The sequence below is a fragment of the Flavobacterium flavipallidum genome, from assembly GCF_038289905.1.
GTDB classification, from domain to species: domain Bacteria; phylum Bacteroidota; class Bacteroidia; order Flavobacteriales; family Flavobacteriaceae; genus Flavobacterium; species Flavobacterium flavipallidum.
This window is the reverse complement of the sequence record NZ_JBBYHU010000011.1, coordinates 1-21,079: the sequence shown is the minus strand read 5'-3', so window position 1 is coordinate 21,079 and position 21,079 is coordinate 1. Positions and strand designations below refer to the sequence as shown.

The 21,079-nt window shown below is 35.1% G+C and carries 13 protein-coding genes, 2 tRNA genes and 1 pseudogene; 3 read left to right on the top strand and 13 right to left on the bottom strand.

Annotated elements, in window-relative coordinates; genetic code table 11:
• Nucleotides 1-42: 42 nt before the first annotated feature.
• From AAEO59_RS07455 to ruvC, 4 genes are all read right to left on the bottom strand, one after another.
• Complete coding sequence (locus tag AAEO59_RS07455) at nt 43-411, bottom strand: MmcQ/YjbR family DNA-binding protein (protein WP_341700106.1); 369 nt, start codon at nt 409-411, stop codon at nt 43-45.
• On the bottom strand, nt 411-809 hold the full coding sequence (locus AAEO59_RS07450; protein WP_341700105.1) for a GNAT family N-acetyltransferase: 399 nt from the start codon (nt 807-809) through the stop codon (nt 411-413). Before AAEO59_RS07450 ends, AAEO59_RS07455 begins: the two co-directional genes overlap by 1 nt.
• Before the next feature lie 413 nt (nt 810-1,222).
• A complete protein-coding gene (hemW, locus tag AAEO59_RS07445) occupies nt 1,223-2,371 on the bottom strand; it encodes a radical SAM family heme chaperone HemW (protein ID WP_341700104.1) in 1,149 nt (382 codons plus the stop codon).
• Nucleotides 2,372-2,435: 64 nt separating this feature from the next.
• Nucleotides 2,436-2,990, bottom strand: a complete 555-nt coding sequence (gene ruvC / locus AAEO59_RS07440) for a crossover junction endodeoxyribonuclease RuvC (RefSeq protein ID WP_341700103.1) — start codon at nt 2,988-2,990, stop codon at nt 2,436-2,438.
• Nucleotides 2,991-3,046: 56 nt separating this feature from the next.
• Between ruvC and AAEO59_RS07435 the strand changes: the two are divergent.
• Both AAEO59_RS07435 and AAEO59_RS07430 read left to right on the top strand, forming a co-directional pair.
• Nucleotides 3,047-3,989: pseudogene (locus AAEO59_RS07435) on the top strand (hypothetical protein).
• Nucleotides 3,989-5,080 carry a glycosyltransferase family 2 protein gene (locus tag AAEO59_RS07430; protein WP_341700102.1) on the top strand — a complete coding sequence of 364 codons (1,092 nt, stop codon included), beginning with the start codon at nt 3,989-3,991 and terminating at the stop codon, nt 5,078-5,080. The pseudogene AAEO59_RS07435 and the gene AAEO59_RS07430 overlap by 1 nt, the downstream one beginning before the upstream one ends.
• 132 nt (nt 5,081-5,212) lie before the next feature.
• On the opposite strand, the gene AAEO59_RS07425 is transcribed toward AAEO59_RS07430, so the two are convergent.
• From AAEO59_RS07425 to dnaE, 7 genes are all read right to left on the bottom strand, one after another.
• Nucleotides 5,213-5,689, bottom strand: a complete 477-nt coding sequence (locus tag AAEO59_RS07425; protein WP_341700101.1) for a hypothetical protein — start codon at nt 5,687-5,689, stop codon at nt 5,213-5,215.
• A 153-nt stretch (nt 5,690-5,842) separates the two neighbouring features.
• Nucleotides 5,843-5,916: transfer RNA gene (locus AAEO59_RS07420), tRNA-Asp, on the bottom strand.
• A gap of 267 nt (nt 5,917-6,183) precedes the next feature.
• A tRNA-Asp gene (locus tag AAEO59_RS07415) sits at nt 6,184-6,257 on the bottom strand.
• 86 nt (nt 6,258-6,343) lie between these two features.
• Nucleotides 6,344-7,270 (bottom strand): DUF58 domain-containing protein, encoded by a 927-nt coding sequence (locus AAEO59_RS07410; RefSeq protein WP_341700100.1) that lies wholly within the window; start codon nt 7,268-7,270, stop codon nt 6,344-6,346.
• Nucleotides 7,267-9,837: a M1 family aminopeptidase gene (locus tag AAEO59_RS07405; protein ID WP_341700099.1), complete on the bottom strand. Its 2,571-nt coding sequence runs from the start codon at nt 9,835-9,837 to the stop codon at nt 7,267-7,269. The genes AAEO59_RS07410 and AAEO59_RS07405 overlap by 4 nt, the downstream gene beginning before the upstream one ends.
• A gap of 82 nt (nt 9,838-9,919) precedes the next feature.
• Nucleotides 9,920-10,237, bottom strand: coding sequence for a thioredoxin (gene trxA / locus AAEO59_RS07400; RefSeq protein WP_026708908.1), 318 nt, complete (start codon nt 10,235-10,237; stop codon nt 9,920-9,922).
• Nucleotides 10,238-10,571: 334 nt separating this feature from the next.
• The gene (gene dnaE / locus AAEO59_RS07395; RefSeq protein WP_341700098.1) at nt 10,572-15,110 is read right to left on the bottom strand and encodes a DNA polymerase III subunit alpha; all 4,539 of its coding nucleotides are present in this window, start codon (nt 15,108-15,110) and stop codon (nt 10,572-10,574) included.
• Nucleotides 15,111-15,418: 308 nt separating this feature from the next.
• On the opposite strand from dnaE, the gene AAEO59_RS07390 reads away from it, so the two are divergent.
• Nucleotides 15,419-16,633 carry a S8 family serine peptidase gene (locus AAEO59_RS07390; RefSeq protein WP_341700097.1) on the top strand — a complete coding sequence of 405 codons (1,215 nt, stop codon included), beginning with the start codon at nt 15,419-15,421 and terminating at the stop codon, nt 16,631-16,633.
• A gap of 65 nt (nt 16,634-16,698) precedes the next feature.
• On the opposite strand, the gene AAEO59_RS07385 is transcribed toward AAEO59_RS07390, so the two are convergent.
• Nucleotides 16,699-17,520 (bottom strand): outer membrane beta-barrel protein, encoded by an 822-nt coding sequence (locus AAEO59_RS07385; RefSeq protein WP_341700096.1) that lies wholly within the window; start codon nt 17,518-17,520, stop codon nt 16,699-16,701.
• A 75-nt stretch (nt 17,521-17,595) separates the two neighbouring features.
• On the bottom strand, nt 17,596-21,079 hold a 3,484-nt coding region (locus AAEO59_RS07380; RefSeq protein WP_341700095.1), incomplete at its 5' end, for an MBG domain-containing protein.

Here is a 21,079-nt window from a genome sequence, read left to right as displayed (position 1 = left end):
AATAGCTAAAATCCTAAAAATTAAACAATTAATGATTTTATTTTATCCTAAAGCTACAATCTCATTTTGATCTTTCTTAGTTAAACTACTAAAAACCAACACATAAGACTGTTCAATCATTTCTTTTAAAAAAGCATCCGAAACATCCGAATTTATAGTAACCGTGTTCCAATGTTTTTTATTCATGTGAAATCCTGGCTGAATCCCTTCAAACTGAATTCTCCATTCTTTCGCCAAATCTGGATTGCATTTTAAATTCACCGAAGGATTACCAATTTCCCATTGTTTTAAAGATGAAAGCGCAAACATCTTTCCGCCTATCTTAAACACTAAAGTATCCTGATCAAAAGGAAAATGTTCAGTCACTCCTTTTTTAGAAATACAATATTCATAAAACTCCTCTAAATTCATCACAAAACTTTTTCCATTAATTTTTCTGGGTTCGCCAATTCTTTAAAATCAAATTTTCGATATAAAAAATGTGCATCGGTAGTAGCTAATCTCCATATTTTAACTGATTGCAATTTTGGTTCTTTCATCATGGCATCAATCAACAAAGACGAATAACCATTCCCACGATATTTTTCATCAATAAAAACATCCATTAAATAAGCAAAAACCACATAATCAGTAATCACACGGGCAAAACCTATTTGCTTCTCATTCAAATAAATTCCAAAACAAAACGAACTATCAACACAAAGCTGTACTTCTTCAATGGTTCTGGGAGCCGCCCAATAAATATCTTTTAAAAAATCATGAATAAAAGGAATATCTAATTTGCTTTTATCGGTGGAAACAATAATCATATTTATATAAAATGGTTTATAAAAAGGACTTTTAAATTGCCAATTGTTGTTTTTATTTGTGCTGAATTTATTTCAGCATCTCACAATGAGATACATTTATAAACTCAAATATAAATCTTTTAATTCCGGATTTACTAATTTTATTAAATTCAATTTTCAGTCTTTGTGACAGTTTTTTAATTGTTTCTCTCTTTTAAAACCATTGGGATAAGAATCAAATTCTTCAAAATAAATTAATATAGTTGCGTTGTATTTTTTAGTAAAAACAGCACCAGTCCCATTAATATGACAATAATTCTTTTTTTTAAATTTTTGTTGCACCTACGTATAAAACAGTATGATTTTTATTAGTCAATATATATATAAATCCTTTTTCCATAAATATCTGTTTTAAAAATGAACAGATCCTGAAATTAATTCAGGATAAACAAATCACTTGCAATTCCATCTGCTAAAAACTTTCCTTTTAGAGTAGGCTTCAGGACTTCATTTTCTATAAAAAGTAAATCGTCATTAAGAAACTTCTGTGATTGTTTAAGCAAATAATCCAAATAAGTTTGCCCAAATTCAATCTCTATCCTATTAAGAGAAACTCCCCAAATGGTTCGCAATCCTGTCATAATATATTCGTTATAACGATCTTCAACAGAAAGCTTTTCGGTTTCATTGGGCAATTTATCATCCTGAATATTTTTTAAATACAATGAATTATTAGCTATGTTCCAACTTCTTGAAATCCCATCATAGCTATGTGCTGAAGGTCCAATTCCGATGTATTTTTCACCCAACCAATAGGCAGAATTATTTCTGGAAAAATAATCCGGTTTTCCAAAATTTGACAATTCGTAATGCACAAATCCGTTTGCTTCAAGCGTTTCCACCAAAATCATAAAATGTTCCGAAGCTACCTCATCTTTAGGCTCAGCAATTTGCCCTTTTTGAATCAATTTATCCAAAGCCGTCTTAGATTCCACTGTCAAAGCATAACTCGAAATATGCAGGATACCAAAACTCAAAGCGGTTTCTATATTCTGTTTCCACTTGTCGTTACTCATATTCGGAATTCCATAAATCAAATCCAGCGAAATATTGTCAAAATATTTAGTGGCGATTTCCAAACATTTTTTGGCTTCCGCCGAATTATGCGCCCGATTCATCATTTGCAAATCATCTTCAAAAAAAGACTGGATCCCAATAGACAAACGATTAATTCCTAATTGCTTTAATGAAATTAAATACTCTTCAGATAAATCATCTGGGTTAGCTTCTAAGGTAATTTCAGGATTTTTAGAAATGCTGTAATTATCAAAAACGGCATCCATCAGCAATTTCAAATCAGCAATAGACAATCTACTAGGTGTTCCGCCGCCGAAATAAATGGTTTCAACATACTCTTCTTTGCTACTTCGAGCGCAGTCGAGAAACTCACTTTTCCGCATGACAATTTCTTTGGCCAAAGCCAAAACCATTTCGTCTTTCTTCTTCATCGAAGTCGAAAAATGAAAATCACAGTAATGACAAGCTTGCTTGCAGAAAGGTATGTGTATGTAGATCCCTGACATTTATTTTAGTTTACAGTTACAGTCGCAGTTTACAGTACTGAGACTGAATACTGAATACTGACCACTATTTGTTAACTCTCCCTTCATTTTGCTTCACAAAAGCATCCCAACCCGAATAACTTTTACCAGCCACTACTTTTCCGGAATTGAAAAAGTGACAAACCGCAGCAGCCAATCCATCAGTTGAATCGAGGTTTTTAGGTAATTCTTTTAACCCTAAAAGCTGTTGCAGCATTTTAGCTACCTGTTCTTTGCTGGCATTTCCGTTTCCGGTAATTGCCATTTTGATTTTCTTAGGTTCATATTCCGTAATGGGAATTCCACGAGACAAACCAGCAGCCATAGCCACACCCTGTGCACGTCCTAACTTCAACATCGATTGTACATTTTTCCCAAAGAAAGGCGCTTCAATAGCAATTTCATCCGGACAATGAGAATCTATCAACTCAATGGTACGCTCAAAAATGATCTTCAATTTTTGGTAATGATTGTCATATTTAGACAATTGCAATTCGTTCAATTGCACGAACTCCATTTTTTTATTGATAACGCGTATCAAACCAAAACCCATAATAGTTGTTCCAGGGTCAATTCCTAATATGATGCGTTCGTTTGCCAAAAGATTTATTACTAAGATTAAAGTACAAAGTTTAAAGTTTTCGTTTCTTTGTACCAATGATTTCAATTCCTCACAAAACTAAGCAATTCCTTGTACTTCTAATCAAAATTTTGATTGTTGGTGGCGCCTTTTATTTTATTTACAACCAACTAGCAAATAACGACAAACTAGACTGGAATAAATTCACTGTTATATTCCACAAAAACCAGTCTGTTTCAGGAATTCTTTTTATTCTGAGCCTGAGTGTTTTGAATCGTTATTTTGAAATTCTAAAATGGCAAAATGGCGCAACATATCCATAAAATTAATACAGCAGAATCCACAAAACAAGTGTTAGCCGCCTTAACAGCCGGACTCTTCACTCCAAACGGCGTAGGTGAATATGCTGGAAAAGCTTTGTTTTTTAAAAAATCGGATGCTAAAAAAGTGGTTTTCCTAAACCTGATTTGCAACGGAATTCAAATGATACTCACTATCATTTTTGGAATCTTTGGTTTGCTTTATTTCAATTCGCTTTTCAACATCATTACACCTAAAACCGTTTTGATATTGTTTGGAATTTTAAGCACTGTTTTTGCTTTTCTTTTTTCGATAAAAAAATTCGCAATCAAAGGTTATTCTATCGAAAAGTTAATTCATAAGATTAACGAAATTCCAAAATCGATTCACCAAAAAAATTTGCTATTTGGCATTTGCCGTTACCTTGTTTTTTCGCATCAGTATTATTTTTTGTTCTTAGCATTTGATGTTGATTTACCTTATTTCACGTTAATTGCCACCATTAGCAGTGTGTATTTTCTAGCTTCATCCCTACCCACTTTTCAATTTTTGGATTTTGCGGTAAAAGGGAGTGTTGCTATTTATTTCTTTGGAATTCTGGGAGTCAATGAGTGGATTGTCGTTTTTATTGCCACACTCATGTGGTTTCTTAATGTTGTTATTCCAGTTGTAATTGGGAGTTACTATGTTTTGAATTTCAAAACTCAAAAAATTGCATAATGCTTTTTTTAATCATCATATTATCCATTTACTTTACAACTATTTCAATTTTAGTTTATGGATTTTCGAAAGTAAAAACTTTTGATGACTTAAACTTAACACCAAAAACAGCCTTCACAATTGTAGTTCCATTTCGAAACGAAGCCGAGAATCTGCCTTTGCTTTTAGATAGTATTTCCAGATTAAACTATCCAATGGATTTGATTGAAATGATTTTGGTTAATGATGCATCAACAGATAAATTCCAAATTCCAAATTCCAAATTTCAAATTTCAGTTATAAACAATATCCGAATTTCAAATTCTCCAAAAAAAGACGCCATAACAACCGCCATAAAAATGGTAAAAACCAATTGGATCATCACCACTGATGCCGATTGTATTGTCCATAAAAATTGGCTTTTAACTTTAGATAATTACATTCAAAATCACGCAACAAGCATGATAGCCGGAGCGGTGACCTACAATAATAATAATTCATTTTTACATCATTTTCAGCAACTGGATTTAGCCAGTTTACAAGGAGCCACTATCGGTAGTTTCGGCATCGGGAAAGGTTTTATGTGCAATGGTGCAAATCTAGCTTATAAAAAATCACTTTTTCTGGAATTAAATGGTTTTGAAGGAAATGATACTATTGCCAGCGGCGATGATGTTTTTCTTTTGCAAAAAGCCCTCACCAAATTTCCAGACAAAGTACATTATCTAAAATCAGAGAATACCATTGTCACTACAAAAGCTTTAAACGACTGGAAATCCTTATTTTATCAAAGAGTCCGCTGGGCATCAAAAACGAGTTCTTATCAAAGTAATTTTGGTAAAATTTTAGGTTTGGTAGTGTTTTCCGGAAATAGTAGTTTGTTGTTGATTAGTTATTATTTATTGTTTGGAATAGAAGATTTCTATTCCTTATTGTTCTTAATAATTACAAAATTTTTAATTGACTATATATTGATTTATAAAACAAATCAATTCTTAAACAGCAAAATACATTATTTTTTAGCGAGTAGTTTACTTTATCCTATTTTCAGTGTTAGTGTCGCTTTGTATTCCATAACTGGAAAATACGAATGGAAAGGCAGACGTTTTTGATTTTAATATTCGTCTAAAAAACCACCTAATCCCTAGCCCAGACCTGTTTGCCGACTGGCAGGTAGAGCCGATATCCTCATGAAGTGCAACGGAATGAGATAAAGGCGAAAGCTGGAAATAGCTCCAAAAAAACTATTCCACTTTTATAATTACCGGAAGAATAAATTGGGTTTTTACCGGAATTCCTTGTTTTAAAGCTGGATTTACTTTTGGAAAATTAATCAATCGGGCATGGAGAATACTATCAATTTTAATAGTATCATAAGCAACCGAATCTTTAGGAAACTGAGGTTCAAACTGCATTTTAGAATTAGGAAAAACGGTCACTTTAACCTCGATTGTATCCAGTTCCGGATAAAGAGCCGAAAGCGTATCCAACTGTAATTTTTCCTGTATTAGTTGGGTCAGACTATCAAAAAAACATTGCTGGCGTTGGATTTTTTCATCTAGTTTATCACAATCCACAAAAGAAGGATACTCATCGACTTCTTTCCAATTGATGGACTTCAATTCCTTTTGCAACAATTCTTTTTCTGACGGCACTTGTTTTTCAAAGTATTGACAGGAATTGAATATGGTGAAGAGTAAAAAAAAGTAATAATACCTCAAGGCCTTGTTTTTGAATTCGACTAATATTTTATAAAAATACAATGATTTTTTGATTTTTCTAAAGATAAAAAGAAAGGAGGAATAGTTTTTATATTTTCAAATTAATCGAATAAAAAAAGCCTTTCGATTAAGAAAGGCTTTCTTGCAAATTTGCGGTCTGGACGGGACTCGAACCCGCGACCCCATGCGTGACAGGCATGTATTCTAACCAACTGAACTACCAAACCTCTGCTTTATTGCGAGTGCAAATATACAATATAATTTTATTTAAAAACAAGAGCAAAATGAAATTTTTCAAAATTCTTTTATATTCTTATTTTAAGCTTGAATTTAAATCAAAAAAGCCATTCACAATTAAGTGAAAAGCTTTTCATTGGTCTAACTACTAAACCAAGGTTAGCGTTACTAAGGCTAACCAAACAACACAACTAGCTTTCGATACCGTATAGTGGAAAAAAAAGCCTTTCTGTTACGAAAGGCTTTCCCAATATTAGCGGTCTGGACGGGACTCGAACCCGCGACCCCATGCGTGACAGGCATGTATTCTAACCAACTGAACTACCAAACCTCTGCTTTATTGCGGTGGCAAAGATACAACAGATTTCTATTTACACAAGTGTTTTGATTAAAAATAATAAATATTTTTTCAAAGAATCAACCAAAGTTTTGTTTTTCAATCAAATAAGTCAGTAATATTTTTTCAAAATTTTCCCTTACACTCACCGGAACGTACTTAATTTTGTTTTGAGCACAACTTAAAACTAGCTTTTTAATGTAATCATTAGCTTTTTTTGCATATTCTTCTTTGACATTATCAGCAAAAACAACTATCTCTTCACCCGTTTCCACATCGATAAATTTTCGTGGAGCATTATCAAAATCAAAATTTAGCTCAGTTTTATCATCTGTAACATGAAACAAAACTACTTTATGTTTATTATGTTTTAAATGTTGTAAGGCACTCAATAAACGTTCTTCATCAGCAGTTTGAAACATATCCGTAAAGAGTACAATCATAGAACGACGATGTATCTTTTCGGCTATTTGATGTAAAAAAGTAATAGTATCGGTACTTTTCTTCTCTTTTGGCTCATCCAATAAATTTTCCAGCGCATTTAATACCATCCTATGATGACGATCACTTCCTTTTTCAGGCGCATAATATTCATAAGTATCTGAAAACACACTTAAACCCACCGCATCTCTTTGTTTTTTTAAAAGATTCATCAAAACGGCCGAAGTTAAAACAGAAAAACCTATTTTATTTTCATAAAAATTTTGAGTCGTTTTCAATTTAGGATAATGCATCGACGAAGAATTATCAATAATGATATGACAACGCAAGTTGGTTTCTTCTTCAAATTGTTTGGTATACAAACGATCGGTTTTTGCAAACAATTTCCAATCAATATGCTTGGTACTTTCTCCCGTATTATAAACTTTATGCTCGGCAAACTCAGCCGAAAATCCATGAAACGGACTTTTGTGCATCCCTGAAATAAAACCTTCCACCACTTGATTAGCAAGCAACTCTAAATGTTGGAAACTGGAAATTTTCCCTATTTGAGATTCTATTTTCATAGCTCGTCTTTTTTTATTTTTTGCGCTCTGTATAAAGCATCTGTAGCCTGCAACAATTTCCGTTTAAGCATTGGGTTCATATTTGGATTTTCACTTAAATAGGATTCCACAATCTCTAGAGCATAAGTCGAAGTGTAATTACCAATAGTAACACTTAACCAACTTTTAGGAAAAAACAAATCCCCAGTTCGTTGTACTTCAGGCAACATGTCTAAGCACAGTCTTAAATCTTTTTGCGCATTTTGCTGGCGCAAAGGATGATTCATATAACTCAACGCAGTAATCACCCAGTTACCATGAACTCTGTTTTTTTCATCTTTAAACGACTGCATAAACGCATCGCGAACAGCAACATCATTGGACAGCGCCGGCATTAAAAATTCCAATCGGTTTTTACGATCCGGATTTTTAGTTTCTGCCAATGTTTGAGCAAGGATCTCAACCGCTTTAGGATGTTGATACAAAGATAACAGCATGGCCATTTTTTCGTAATCATCTTCATTAAGCCTCAACGCTTCTATTTTATCTGTTTTATTCCAAATGCCATACAAACGCTCTTTCCCAGAATCTGAATAAGCAACCGATGCAAAAAGATTAAACAAAATCTTTTTGACATTTGAAGTTTTATCTGTTTGCAACAACGCATAACAACCTTCCTCTATTTTATTCTGAAATTGCTGTTGTTGCTTTATGGTTAAATAATCCCAAAAATTAGCACGAATATTCCCTGCCAACTCCTGTACAATTAACTCATTCGATTCAACAGCTATATCTTTCAGCAAAACAGTTAAAACCTTCGTTGGAGCAACAGAAGCTGCCTGAACATTTTCATTTAAATTGATATAAGCAGCAGCTCTTGCTACGTCATCTTTAATAGATGCAATTTTATCTATTTCTGCCTCGTTAAGTGGAAAAACGCCATATCCATAACCATTGTAATTATAAATAATAAAATTCGGTTTTAAAAGACCATTCAATGCACTAAGTGACAATTTCTTAGTATTCAAATCCACCTTTTGCACTTTGATTTCATTATCATAAACCAATGCTATTTCAAAAGTTTGTGGCCATAATTTATCAGAACCATCTTCGGCTCGCTGACTGATTTCAAAATTTTTGATATGGTTAGCTGTATCATATTCTACCGTACTACTGATGATTGGCCTACCGGATTCGTTAACCCAAACCTTACTCCATTGTTTCAAATCAACCGGAGTTTCCTGATCTAAAATAGCAACCAATTGATCCCAATCGGCATTATCATTCGCATATTGCTGAATGTATTTTTGAACTCCTTTTTGAAAATTTTCAGCACCAATTAATACCTCCAACTGTTGCATCATAATTGGTGCTTTATTATAGATTATATTTCCATAAAGCGAGCCTGCATCTTTCAAATTTTCTAAGTTTTGACGAATAGGATGTGTCCCCAATGTACGATCTTCATCATACGCATTAGGATAATGAGCTAATAAAAACTGTAAATTATGATTGATCTCCGGAAAAGCTGGATTCATAATTTTAGCAGCCATAAAATTGGCAAAAACCTCTTTCATCCACACATCATCAAACCATTTCATGGTCACCAAATCACCAAACCACATATGAGCCGTTTCATGTCCGATTAATTTTGCCCGACTGAGTTTTTCATTACTTGTTGCACTATTATCTAAAAAAACACTCGACTCCTTATATTGTATTGCACCTACATGCTCCATTCCTCCAAAAGGATGACTAGGAATCGTAGCGAAATCAAATTTTTGAAAAGGAAATTTAACCTTGGTATATTCTTCCAGGAAAGAAAGCGATTTTTCATGTAGATTAAACGCTTCATCAATTGATGCCTTTATTTTAGCCGTATCAGTTTCACGATACAACATAGTGATATCAAAATGTCTAGGATTCTTTTTTACCTCATTAAATTTCCCTGCAATGAAAGAAAACAAATAGGTACTCATTTTATCAGAAGCCCTAAACTTGTAGGTTATCGAATTAGCTTTACGAATTTGTTTTTCAACCGCAGCAGCAGTTTGCACTTTCCAATCACCAGGAGCCGTAATGGTCAAGGTATATTTTGCTTTTAAATCCGGCTGATCAAAACAAGGAAAAAGGGTACTGGCTCTGTCTGGCACTAGCAAAGTATACAAATAATCATCATTTCTATTCAATGACAAATTCCCTGCAATGAAATCAATTGTAATTGTGTTCTTTCCTAATTTCAAATAGTTTGGAGACACGATCAGATGTTGGTTTTTATGCATAACCGGTATCATTTTACCATTTACCTGTACCGATTTTAGATGCTCTTTTTTTTCGTTAAAATCTAAAAATAAAGGATTCAACAAATTAGAAACTTTACATTCTAATTGCAATTTTGACAGAATCTGTTCTGTTTTATTTCTAGGTATAGCAAAAGAAAGCATATAATGCACATCCGAAAGTTGTTGTTTTCTATACACTGCTAATTCTTTAGCTATTCCCGGCACTCCTAATTTATCAGCAACCGTATTATTTTGCGCAAATGCGCAGATACTTAAAAAACAAAATAAATATTTAACTGTTTTCATTTAAAGAACTTTAAAAGGCTAAAAATAGAAAAAGGCTTGACTCTCGCCAAACCTTTTTCTCATATACATCATAATCTTACGATTACAACAATGCGTCTAAACTATCTGCGTAAGTTTGTTTAGGAGCTACTCCTACTTGTTTACCTACGACTTCTCCGTTATGAAAAACCAACACTGTTGGTATGTTTCTTACTCCGTATTTAGCAGCAAACTCTTGGTTTGCATCAACATCAACTTTCCCTACAACAACTTTTCCGTCGTATTCAGTACTTAACTCGTCAATGATTGGTCCAACCATTCTACAAGGCCCACACCATGCTGCCCAAAAATCTACCATAACTGGTTTATCTGATTTCAAAACTACTTCTTCAAAAGTAGCATCTGTAATTGCTAATGCCATATTTCTTTATTTAAAAGTTTATAATCTAAAGTATTTAATTCCTTAAACACTATGCAAATTTAGAAATTAAATACTTACTAAACACCATACCAAAATCAGTTTTAGCTATTAATATATTGTTAATTATTATTATAAAAAACCCGTTGGATGAAATTAGTTTTTGATGGTGATTTTTCGTCAGTTCGAGTGATTTTCGGTAGAAAATCGTATCGAGAACAAGAAAAATTTTATTAAAAACGGTTCTCGATACATTTTTTGTTTCGTTTCACTACACAAAAAACACTCGAACTGACGTTTTTAATAATTTCACCCAACGGGTTATAAAAAAAATACTTTAATTCAATTTAAAATTCACCTGCATTTTTTCTAACTCCTGTAATAATTCATTCGAAATTTTTACTTTAAGCCTTCTGCTCACCATACTTAATTTGGTCACAACTTTTACTTCTTCCACTTCTGTAACCTGCACGGGCTTGCTTTGCGAAGCATCCGCTACTTCAGCATCTTCATTTTCATCATCAAAAACCACTTCTTCAATTTCGTCATCAACCGGAGCAACTTCAATTAATTTTTTAATTTTTTCAAGTTCCATTACCTCAAACGTAACTAGATTATCTCCTTTATTTGCATTGAAAAGATGACTTAGCCTATGTATAAAATCAGGATGCAAATCTTTAATATTCAACAAAACAATGAGTTTTTTAGCAAAAGATTCTAACACATCCTGCAACTGTTTCATTTCAACAAATTGCAATCTAGGCTCTCCTTTCTTACCTGTTTCCTGATTCATCCAGCCTTCTTTTATGGTTACTTTCACAAACATAAAATTGTTCTGAATAAAGAAATGACGAAACTTCAGATACTCCTCTCCAAAAATTCGGAACTCATAACTTTCATCATAACCTTCCAAAGCAAATGAAGCCCATCCTTTACCATTCTTAGCAACACGATGCTGTACATTATTAATAATTCCACCAAAGGTTAGTGTCTTACCCACATAGGCTTCCATTGTTTTTAAAGCTTCTAATTTGGCATTGCAGAAATATTTCATTTCAAATCTAAAATCATCCAGTGGATGTCCCGAAATATAAATACCTACTACTTCTTTTTCCTTAGCCAGTTTTTCCATCGTGCTCCAATCCTCACAAGGCGGAACAACAGGTTCGGCAATTTGCACTTCGGAAGTCTCGCCAAACAAACTTACCTGAGACGAATTTTCATTTTCCTGAAACTTAGAACCATAACGCATGGCTTTTTCATAAAAAGTAATTCCATCTCCTTCATCATGAAAATATTGGGCTCTGTGTGTATCTGCAAAACAGTCAAAACCTCCGGCTAACGCCAAATTTTCAAAAGCTTTTTTATTAGCTGCACGCAAATCAATTCGTTTAGCCAAATCAAAAATTGATTTATACAATCCGTTTTTTCTGTTTTCTACAATAGTTTCTACAGCTCCTGCACCCACTCCCTTAATCGCTCCCATTCCAAAACGAACAGCATAATTATCATTTACCGTAAACTTATAGAACGATTCATTTACCGAAGGTCCTAATACCTGCAAGCCCATTCGCTTACATTCTTCCATAAAAAAGGAAACCTGCTTGATATCATTCATGTTATTCGAAAGAACCGCAGCCATATATTCAGCCGGATAATGTGCTTTCAAATAAGCCGTTTGATAAGCCACCCAGGCATAACAGGTTGAGTGCGATTTATTGAAGGCATAACTCGCAAACGCCTCCCAGTCGGTCCAAATTTTATCTAATTTTTTCTCGTCATGACCATTAGCAACTGCCTGATCAATAAACTTCCCTTTCATTTTATCCAGTACATCCTTCTGCTTTTTACCCATCGCTTTACGAAGTACGTCGGCATCACCCTTAGAAAATCCGGCTAATTTTTGAGACAAAAGCATTACCTGCTCCTGATATACCGTAATTCCATAGGTTTCTCCCAAATATTCTTCACAGGCATCTAAGTCATAGGTGATCTCTTCTTCTCCATTTTTTCGACGAACGAAAGAAGGAATATACTCCAAAGGTCCCGGACGATACAAGGCATTCATCGCAATCAAATCGGCAAAAACCGTTGGTTTTAAATCCTTCATGTATTTCTGCATTCCGGGCGACTCGTATTGGAAAACCCCTACTGTTTCTCCTCTTTGGAACAACTCATAGGTTTTGACATCATCAATTGGGAAATTATCCGGATTGAGTTCAATTCCGGTTCGGTATTTCACCAATTTCACGGTGTCTTTAATCAAAGTCAGGGTCTTCAACCCCAAGAAGTCCATCTTTAACAATCCGGCACTTTCTGCAACCGAGTTATCAAATTGGGTCACATATAAATCCGAATCTTTAGCTGTAGTAACCGGTACGAAATTCGTAATATCATCCGGCGTAATAATCACCCCACAGGCGTGAATTCCGGTATTACGCATCGAACCCTCCAAAATCTTAGCCTGCTGAATGGTTTCTCCTGCTAAATCTTCTTCATTAGCAATGGCAATTAATTCTTTAACTCTATCAAATTCTTCCGAAGACTTCAACGCCTTTTTAACATCATCCTCACTCTCAGAAATAAAACGAGCCAGATTCCATTTCCCAGGCATCATAGCCGGTATCAGTTTGGCAATTCTGTCCGCTTCAAAAAGAGGTAAATCCAGTACACGAGCCGTATCACGAATAGCTGACTTGGTTGCCATTTTACCATAGGTAATAATTTGTGCTACCTGATTGGCTCCGTATTTATTGATTACATAATCCATGACACGACCACGACCCTCATCATCAAAGTCGATATCAATATCGGGCATGGATACACGATCCGGATTCAGGAAACGCTCAAAAAGCAAATCATATTTTATTGGATCAATATTGGTAATCCCTAAACAATAAGCCACCGCTGAACCTGCCGCCGATCCACGACCCGGACCCACCGAAACTCCCATTTTACGCGCTTCGGCAATGAAATCCTGTACAATCAAAAAGTAACCCGGATATCCTGAATTCGAAATAGTCATCAACTCGAAATCCAAACGCTCCCGAACTTCATCTGTAATTGCTTCGTAACGACGTTCTGCTCCTGTATAAGTCAAATGACGCAGATAAGCATTTTCTCCGCGTACTCCGCCATCAGCCAAATCTTCGGCTACTTTAAATTCGTCCGGAATTTCAAATTTTGGAAGCAATACATCACGATACAAAGAGTAAATTTCGACCTTATCAATAATTTCCTGAATATTAATTATCGCTTCCGGCAAGTCGGCAAAGAGATTTTTCATCTCTTCCTCCGACTTATAATAATATTCCTGATTAGGCAATCCATAACGGTAGCCACGACCACGACCAATTGGAGTTGCTTGCTTTTCACCATCTTTCACACACAACAAGATATCGTGTGCATTGGCATCTTCCTTGTTTACGTAATAAGTATTATTAGTCGCAATTAACTTTACATTGTGTTTTTTAGAAAATTCAATCAGGGTTTTATTCACCCTGTTTTCATCTTCCTGATTATGACGCATGATTTCGAGATAAAAATCATCCCCAAACTGAGATTTCCACCAAAGCAAAGCTTCCTCAGCCTGGTTTTCACCAATATTTAAAATTTTACTCGGAATTTCCCCGTAGAGATTTCCGGATAAAACCATGATATCTTCTTTGTATTTTTCAACTACCGAACGATCAATACGAGGCACATAATAAAAACCATCCACATAAGCTATCGAAGCCATTTTAGCCAGATTATGATAACCATTTTTATTTTTAGCCATCAACACCACCTGATATCCGTTGTCTTTTTTGGTTTTATCTTTGTGATTTTCACAAATATTAAACTCACAACCTACAATAGGTTTCACTTCTGTCTCTGTAGGTTCTTCTCCGCTTTCTACTAAGGCTTTATTTTTAGCAGAAGCTCCTTTATTGTGATTCATCACCGCACTCACAAAATGGAAAGCTCCCATCATATTTCCGGTATCGGTCATCGCAACAGCCGGAAATTTATTTTTTACAGTAGCCGCAACTAAAGGACCAATTCCAATAGTTGATTGCAAAACCGAAAACTGTGTATGATTGTGTAAATGAGCAAATTTGGCCTCTTTAAAATCTTTTCTATCTTCATCAGAAATAGACGTCTGTACTACATTGCCTTCTGTTTTTTGAAGTTGCTCACGAATTTTATCCGAAGCCGCTTTCAGGTTAATATGTTTTAACCCGATAAGCTGAATTTCCTGCGGATTTTTAGCCTGAAATTCCTGAAAATAAGAAGCCGGAACATCTAATTCCTCCTTAGTAAAAACTTCTCTTTTAATTAATTCTAAAAAACAACGGGTAGTTGCCTCAACATCGGCAGTAGCATTATGCGCTTCCGCAAAAGGAACGTTGAATAAATATTCGTGCAACTCGGTCAATGTAGGCAATTTGAATTTCCCACCACGACCGCCGGGTAATTTCAATAAATTAGCCGTCACTTCGGTACAAGTATCCAAAACCGGCATGGATGCCATAGGTGAATCCACAGCCATTCGGTGAAATTCACAACCCATAATATTGACATCAAAACCAAGATTTTGACCAACAATAAATTTGGCCTTACCCAAAGCGATATTAAATTTCTCCAAAACCTCAGCCAAAGTGATTCCTTCGGCTTCTGCAAGCTCAGTTGAGATTCCGTGAATACGCTCCGCATCATAGGGAATATTAAAACCATCCGGTTTTACCAGATAATCCTGATGCTCGATGAGTTGCCCCATTTCATCATGCAATTGCCAAGCGATTTGGATACATCTTGGCCAATTGGCTGTATCAGTAATTGGCGCATCCCAACGCTTTGGTAACCCTGTAGTTTCAGTATCGAATATTAAATACATAATTATAAAAAGCCAAATTTAAAAACCCCAAATCCCAACAACATAAACCATTGATTTTATGCACTATAAAAAATAGCACTATAAAAAATCAAGAATTTCAAATTTAGTTTTTTTTAATGCCAATCTAAAGTCAAGTTATCAACAAAAAAACATTAATTTCTACAACTATTTGCCATAAAAAAATTACAAACAAAACTATTTCACAAGAATTCAAGCAAAAACCAACTAACAAACACATTAACAATTGTTTAACTATTATTTTTTAATTAACTTTATTTCTCTAACCAAACCTTTTAAACACCATTCCAATGAAAAACTTTAGCTTACAAATTCGTCGCGTATTCATCTTCATTCTTCCTTCCTTATTCCTAATCACAAGTTGCCAAAACAATGATTTAATCGAGGTTAAAGAATTAAGTCCGCTTGCCAATTATACTATGGAACCTATCGAAGGTCAGTATGTTGTCGTATTGAAAGAAAATGTATCAGGCAAATATGCCAATCAAAAATACACCGAAAGAATGGCGTCCTTAAAAAAGGATTATGTAGCCCGATTTTCCACAATAAAACTCACTTCTGACAAAATTCAGCAAACCTATGGCTATGGCGTTAGTGGATTTGCAGCCCAACTGGATGACGAACAATTATTACATCTAAGACAAGATGACCGAGTTAAATCTATAGAACAAGATTACATTATTACACTTAATCCTGAATTATCTATTTTAAAAGGAAGACCTGGAGGAGGAGGCACAACCCCTGCTGCAGAAGTTATTCCTTGGGGAATAAACCGTGTAGGAGGCGGAATTAGCGGAATAGGAAAAACCGCTTGGATTATAGACACCGGCATTGATTTAGATCACCCCGATTTGAATGTGGATACTAATCGAAGTAAAAGTTTTTTAGGAGGCAAAGATGCAAACAATCCTGACGACGGAAATGGTCACGGAACACATGTAGCAGGGACAGTCGCAGCAATAAATAACGAAATCAACGTAATAGGAGTTGCTGCAGGAGCCACAGTTGTAGCTGTTAGGGTTTTGGACAGTCGTGGCAGCGGTTCCTATTCTGGTGTTATTGCAGGAGTAGAATATGTAGGAGCTAACGGTAATGAAGGCGATGCAGCAAATATGAGTTTGGGAGGACCTTCAAATTCGGCACTTAACGACGCGGTTATTAACGCTTCAATAAAAGTTAAATTTGCAATCGCAGCCGGAAATGATGGCGCTGACGCAAATAATTACTCTCCTGCCAGTGCTAATGGCACTAACATTTATACCGTTTCGGCTATGGACAAAAATGATGTTTTTGCCTATTTTTCAAATTTCGGATCTCCTGTAGACTTTTGTGCTCCGGGCGTATCCATTCAATCATTATGGAAAGGCGGAGGCATGAATACCATAAGCGGAACTTCAATGGCAAGCCCTCATGTATGTGGATTATTGTTATTAGGAACAGTACACACATCAGGAAATGTTTCAGGCGACCCTGACGGCAACCCAGATCCAATTGCACATCATTAAAATATTATTTCAACAAAAAAGGTCCCGATTACTCAGGACCTTTTCTTATTATTTCTATATAAGAATTATTTAAAATTCCATCCCAACGTAACCCCAAAGCCCACTAGACGTAATTTAGCATCTTTATCTTTACTATATAATCCATTCGCTTTTCTATCACTAACAGAAGTTGGATTGTAACCAATAAAAGATTTATCGTCTTTTTGATCCAATATAGAACCATATCCATTCTCTAAAAACATTGCGGCATACAGAGAATTCTTGGCTCCCATATCAAATGTAAATCCTAATTCAAACATACTCATGAACACTCCTTTAGTGTCATACTCTCCCGTTGCTGCATAATTAGTCTGACTTCCAAAACCGTATTGAGGTAAATCATCAATAAATAAATTTACATCCGGATAATATGCTGTTCCCTTTACAGATTCTGCTTTTGCATCAATCTTATATTTTAATGGTAAAAAGTATTTAGCTCCCGCTCTGAAATTAAAATCTATTCCTTTATTGATATTGGTTTTATACTGAAAGAAAACAGGAATCTGCAAAGCATGAAGTGTTTGTTTTTCATTATAACCACTAGTTGTTACTTCATACTGAAAAGCTGATGTAGAAGGATCAACCTCAAAACTGCTTAACTTACCTGAATAGTTCATGAAAGAAGCCTCTTGTTTGTATTGCGAAAATTCCAATCCTGTTCCTACTCCAATATGACTTGTTAACGAATAAATATAGCCTACTTTTAAAGCAGCTCCTAAACGATTAGCTGTTGCTACTCCACTTACATCATGTTGAATATTTCCAATTCCAGATTGAACACCTACATACAATTGAGCAGAAATTCCCTGAGAAATTAAAAACACCAAACCTAAAATTGTTTTTTTCATCTTAAAATTCATTTCTTTTTATTTTAAGACAAACATCCTCTTTAAATCAAGAGGATGTAATGCCTTTGTGATTTCTTAATTTTTAACTAATAGGTTTTTTGTAAAAATCTTGCCATTGGACAAAGTCATTTTCACAATATAAATCCCCTCAACAATTGGCGCTGTCAAGCTAACTACATTTTGACTTGTAACAACATCCTGCATCAGCACTCCACCCATACTATAAACTTCTATATGTGCATTTTGTAATTTTGAAGATGCAACATTGGTTAAAAGTTCATATTTAGCATTTGGATTAACTGGATTTGGTGCAATTTTGATATACTCATCTTCAATAGTTGTAGACAAAATTAAAGGACAAGTAGTAACCACCATCCCATCTAATCTAGTTGCTTTAGCATAATAGATTCCATTTAACAATCCGTTTTCTTTATAATATTGTGAAGTTTGTCCTGGAACCAAAACTCCATCTTTGTACCATGTATAAGACACAAACTGTCTAGAACTGTTATCGAAGAATATAATATCTGCAAACTGTTTTCTAATTAGATTAGGTTGACTATTTGTAACTGTCAATACAACTGCCGTTGCCGGAAAATAATTATTGTTTCCTGCTTGTGAAGCTGTAACTGTTGTAAATCCATAATCATGAACAGCCAATACACTATTTGAAATTGTTGCTATGTTAGTATTAGAAGATGAATAACTTACTGGCAAACCACTACTAGCTGTTGCGGTTAAATTTTTTGAAGATCCTGCATCACAGCCTAACTCTAATGTCTGATTCCAAGTAATAGTCTGATTAGCTTTAGTAATACTAAAATTAGCACCTACATAACTCATTAGGTAATTTGCACCTGCATTTAAACTTCCTTGAGTGATAGCATAAACTCCTACATCTTCACCTATTGCTCTTGATAAAGCTCCTGTAAAAGAATCCCCACTCACTAAACTTGGAGAAACCGTATAAGTATAAACAGGATCAGATGTACCATACACTTTTGTTTGAGAAGCATTAGCAGCAACCGTAATTGGCTTAGCAGTTACAACAAAATCTTTACTAACGAAAGTAATTGTGTAATTTGTACCAGCACTTAAAGTACCTTGTTGAATAGCATACGCCCCTACATTCTCACCTGCTACTCTTGTCAAAGCTCCCGTAAATGAATCTCCACTTATTAAACTTGGAGAAACTGTATAAGCATAAACAGGATTTGAAGCCCCATACACTTTTGTTTGAGAAGCACTAGCCGTTACTGTAACTGGTTTAGCAGTGATAGTAAAATCTTTTGAAACATAAGTAATGGTGTAATTACTTCCTGCACTTAAACTTCCCTGATTAATTGCATAAGTTCCAATATTTTCTCCAGCTGTTCTTGTTAAAGCTCCTGTAAATGAATCACCACTTACTAAACTTGGAGAAACCGTATAAGTATAAACTGGATTAGATGTACCATATACTTTTGTTTGAGAAGCATCAGCAGTTACTGTAATTGGTTTAACAGTAATAGTAAAATCTTTAGAAACATAAGTAATGTTGTAATTACTTCCTGCACTTAAACTTCCTTGATTAATTGCGTAAGCTCCAATGTTTTCTCCAGCCGTTCTTGCTAAAGCTCCTGTAAATGAATCACCACTTACTAAACTTGGAGAAACCGTATAAGTATAAACTGGATTAGAAGCTCCATATACTTTTGTTTGCGAAGCATCAGCTGTGACTGTAATTGGTTTAGCAGTAATAGTAAAATCTTTAGAAACATAAGTAATGTTGTAATTACTTCCTGCACTTAAACTTCCTTGATTAATTGCGTAAGCTCCAATGTTTTCTCCAGCCGTTCTTGCTAAAGCTCCTGAAAATGAATCACCACTTACTAAACTTGGAGAAACCGTATAAGTATAAACTGGATTAGAAGCTCCATATACCTTTGTTTGCGAAGCATCAGCAGTTACTGTAATTGGTTTAGCAGTAATAGTAAAATCTTTAGAAACATAAGTAATGTTGTAATTACTTCCTGCACTTAAACTTCCTTGATTAATTGCGTAAGCTCCAATGTTTTCTCCAGCCGTTCTTGCTAAAGCTCCTGAAAATGAATCACCACTTACTAAACTTGGAGAAACCGTATAAGTATAAACTGGATTAGAAGCTCCATATACCTTTGTTTGCGAAGCATCAGCAGTTACTGTAATTGGTTTAGCAGTAATAGTAAAATCTTTAGAAACATAAGTAATGTTGTAATTACTTCCTGCACTTAAACTTCCCTGATTAATTGCGTAAGCTCCAATGTTTTCTCCAGCCGTTCTTGTTAAAGCTCCTGTAAATGAATCACCACTTACTAAACTTGGAGAAACCGTATAAGTATAAACTGGATCAACTGTTCCATATACTTTAGTTTGCGAAGCATCAGCTGTGACTGTAATTGGTTTAGCAGTAATAGTAAAATCTTTAGAAACATAAGTAATGTTGTAATTACTTCCTGCACTTAAACTTCCTTGATTAATTGCGTAAGCTCCAATGTTTTCTCCAACCGTTCTTGCTAAAGTTCCTGTAAATGAATCACCACTTACTAAACTTGGAGAAACCGTATAAGTATAAACTGGATTAGAAGCTCCATATACTTTTGTTTGCGAAGCATCAGCTGTGACTGTAATTGGTTTAGCAGTAATAGTAAAATCTTTAGAAACGAAAGTAATCAAATATTTATTCCCAGCAGAAAGATCTCCTTGATTGATAGCATAAGAAGAACCTACATTTTCGCCTGTAGATCGACTCAAAGCACCTGTAAATGAATCACCTGTCAATAATGCAGGAGTTACAGTATAAGTTAATACAGGATCTGATGAGCCATAAACTTTTGCTTGAGAAGCATCAGCTGTGACTGTAATTGGTATTTGATTTAATTTTAAAGTGTAGTTATAAGTTGCAGTACAAGCATTTGCATCTGTAGCAGTCACTGTAAAATTACTATCAGCTACCTGCGTAGACGTTCCTGAAATCACCCCTGCAGGAGATAAAGTGAAGCCTGAAGGCAAACTGCCTGAAGTAACTGCGTAAGTTATCGAACCAGTACCTCCAGTTGCTACTACACTCTGACTATAGGAAGTATTATAATCATACCCCGGCAACGAAGTTATAGTGAAACTAATAGCTGTTGGTTGAGTAATAGTAAACGTTTGAGAAGTTGTACATGCATTAGCATCAGTCACGGTACAAGTCCAAGTTCCGGCAGTCAATCCGGTTACCGAAGTTGTTCCGTCACCTGTTGGGTTCCCTGGTGTCCAGTTATAAGTATAGCCACCTGCTCCCCCTGTTGGGGTATTAATTGAAGCAGCTCCATTGGATCCACCATTACAAGAAATGTTGGTTTGTGAAGATGCAGTAGCCACTAAAGCGGTTGGCTGAGTAATTGTGAAATTACGTGTTGCAGTACAACCATTTGCATCGGTCACGGTACAAGTCCATGTTCCAGCAGTTAATCCGGTTACCGAAGTAGTGCCATCTCCTGTTGGGTTCCCTGGTGTCCAATTATAAGTATATCCGCCTGCTCCACCAGTTGCTGCG

What these genes read in the sequence shown, in the direction of transcription:
- AAEO59_RS07455 (WP_341700106.1), bottom strand. Translation starts at nt 411, where the DNA reads ATGAATTTAGAGGAGTTTTATGAATATTGTATTTCTAAAAAAGGAGTG.
- AAEO59_RS07450 (WP_341700105.1), bottom strand. Translation starts at nt 809, where the DNA reads ATGATTATTGTTTCCACCGATAAAAGCAAATTAGATATTCCTTTTATT.
- hemW (WP_341700104.1), bottom strand. Translation starts at nt 2,371, where the DNA reads ATGTCAGGGATCTACATACACATACCTTTCTGCAAGCAAGCTTGTCAT.
- AAEO59_RS07430 (WP_341700102.1), top strand. Translation starts at nt 3,989, where the DNA reads ATGCTTTTTTTAATCATCATATTATCCATTTACTTTACAACTATTTCA.
- AAEO59_RS07410 (WP_341700100.1), bottom strand. Translation starts at nt 7,270, where the DNA reads ATGAAAATAGAATCTCAAATAGGGAAAATTTCCAGTTTCCAACATTTA.
- AAEO59_RS07405 (WP_341700099.1), bottom strand. Translation starts at nt 9,837, where the DNA reads ATGAAAACAGTTAAATATTTATTTTGTTTTTTAAGTATCTGCGCATTT.
- trxA (WP_026708908.1), bottom strand. Translation starts at nt 10,237, where the DNA reads ATGGCATTAGCAATTACAGATGCTACTTTTGAAGAAGTAGTTTTGAAA.
- dnaE (WP_341700098.1), bottom strand. Translation starts at nt 15,110, where the DNA reads ATGTATTTAATATTCGATACTGAAACTACAGGGTTACCAAAGCGTTGG.
- AAEO59_RS07390 (WP_341700097.1), top strand. Translation starts at nt 15,419, where the DNA reads ATGAAAAACTTTAGCTTACAAATTCGTCGCGTATTCATCTTCATTCTT.
- AAEO59_RS07385 (WP_341700096.1), bottom strand. Translation starts at nt 17,520, where the DNA reads ATGAAAAAAACAATTTTAGGTTTGGTGTTTTTAATTTCTCAGGGAATT.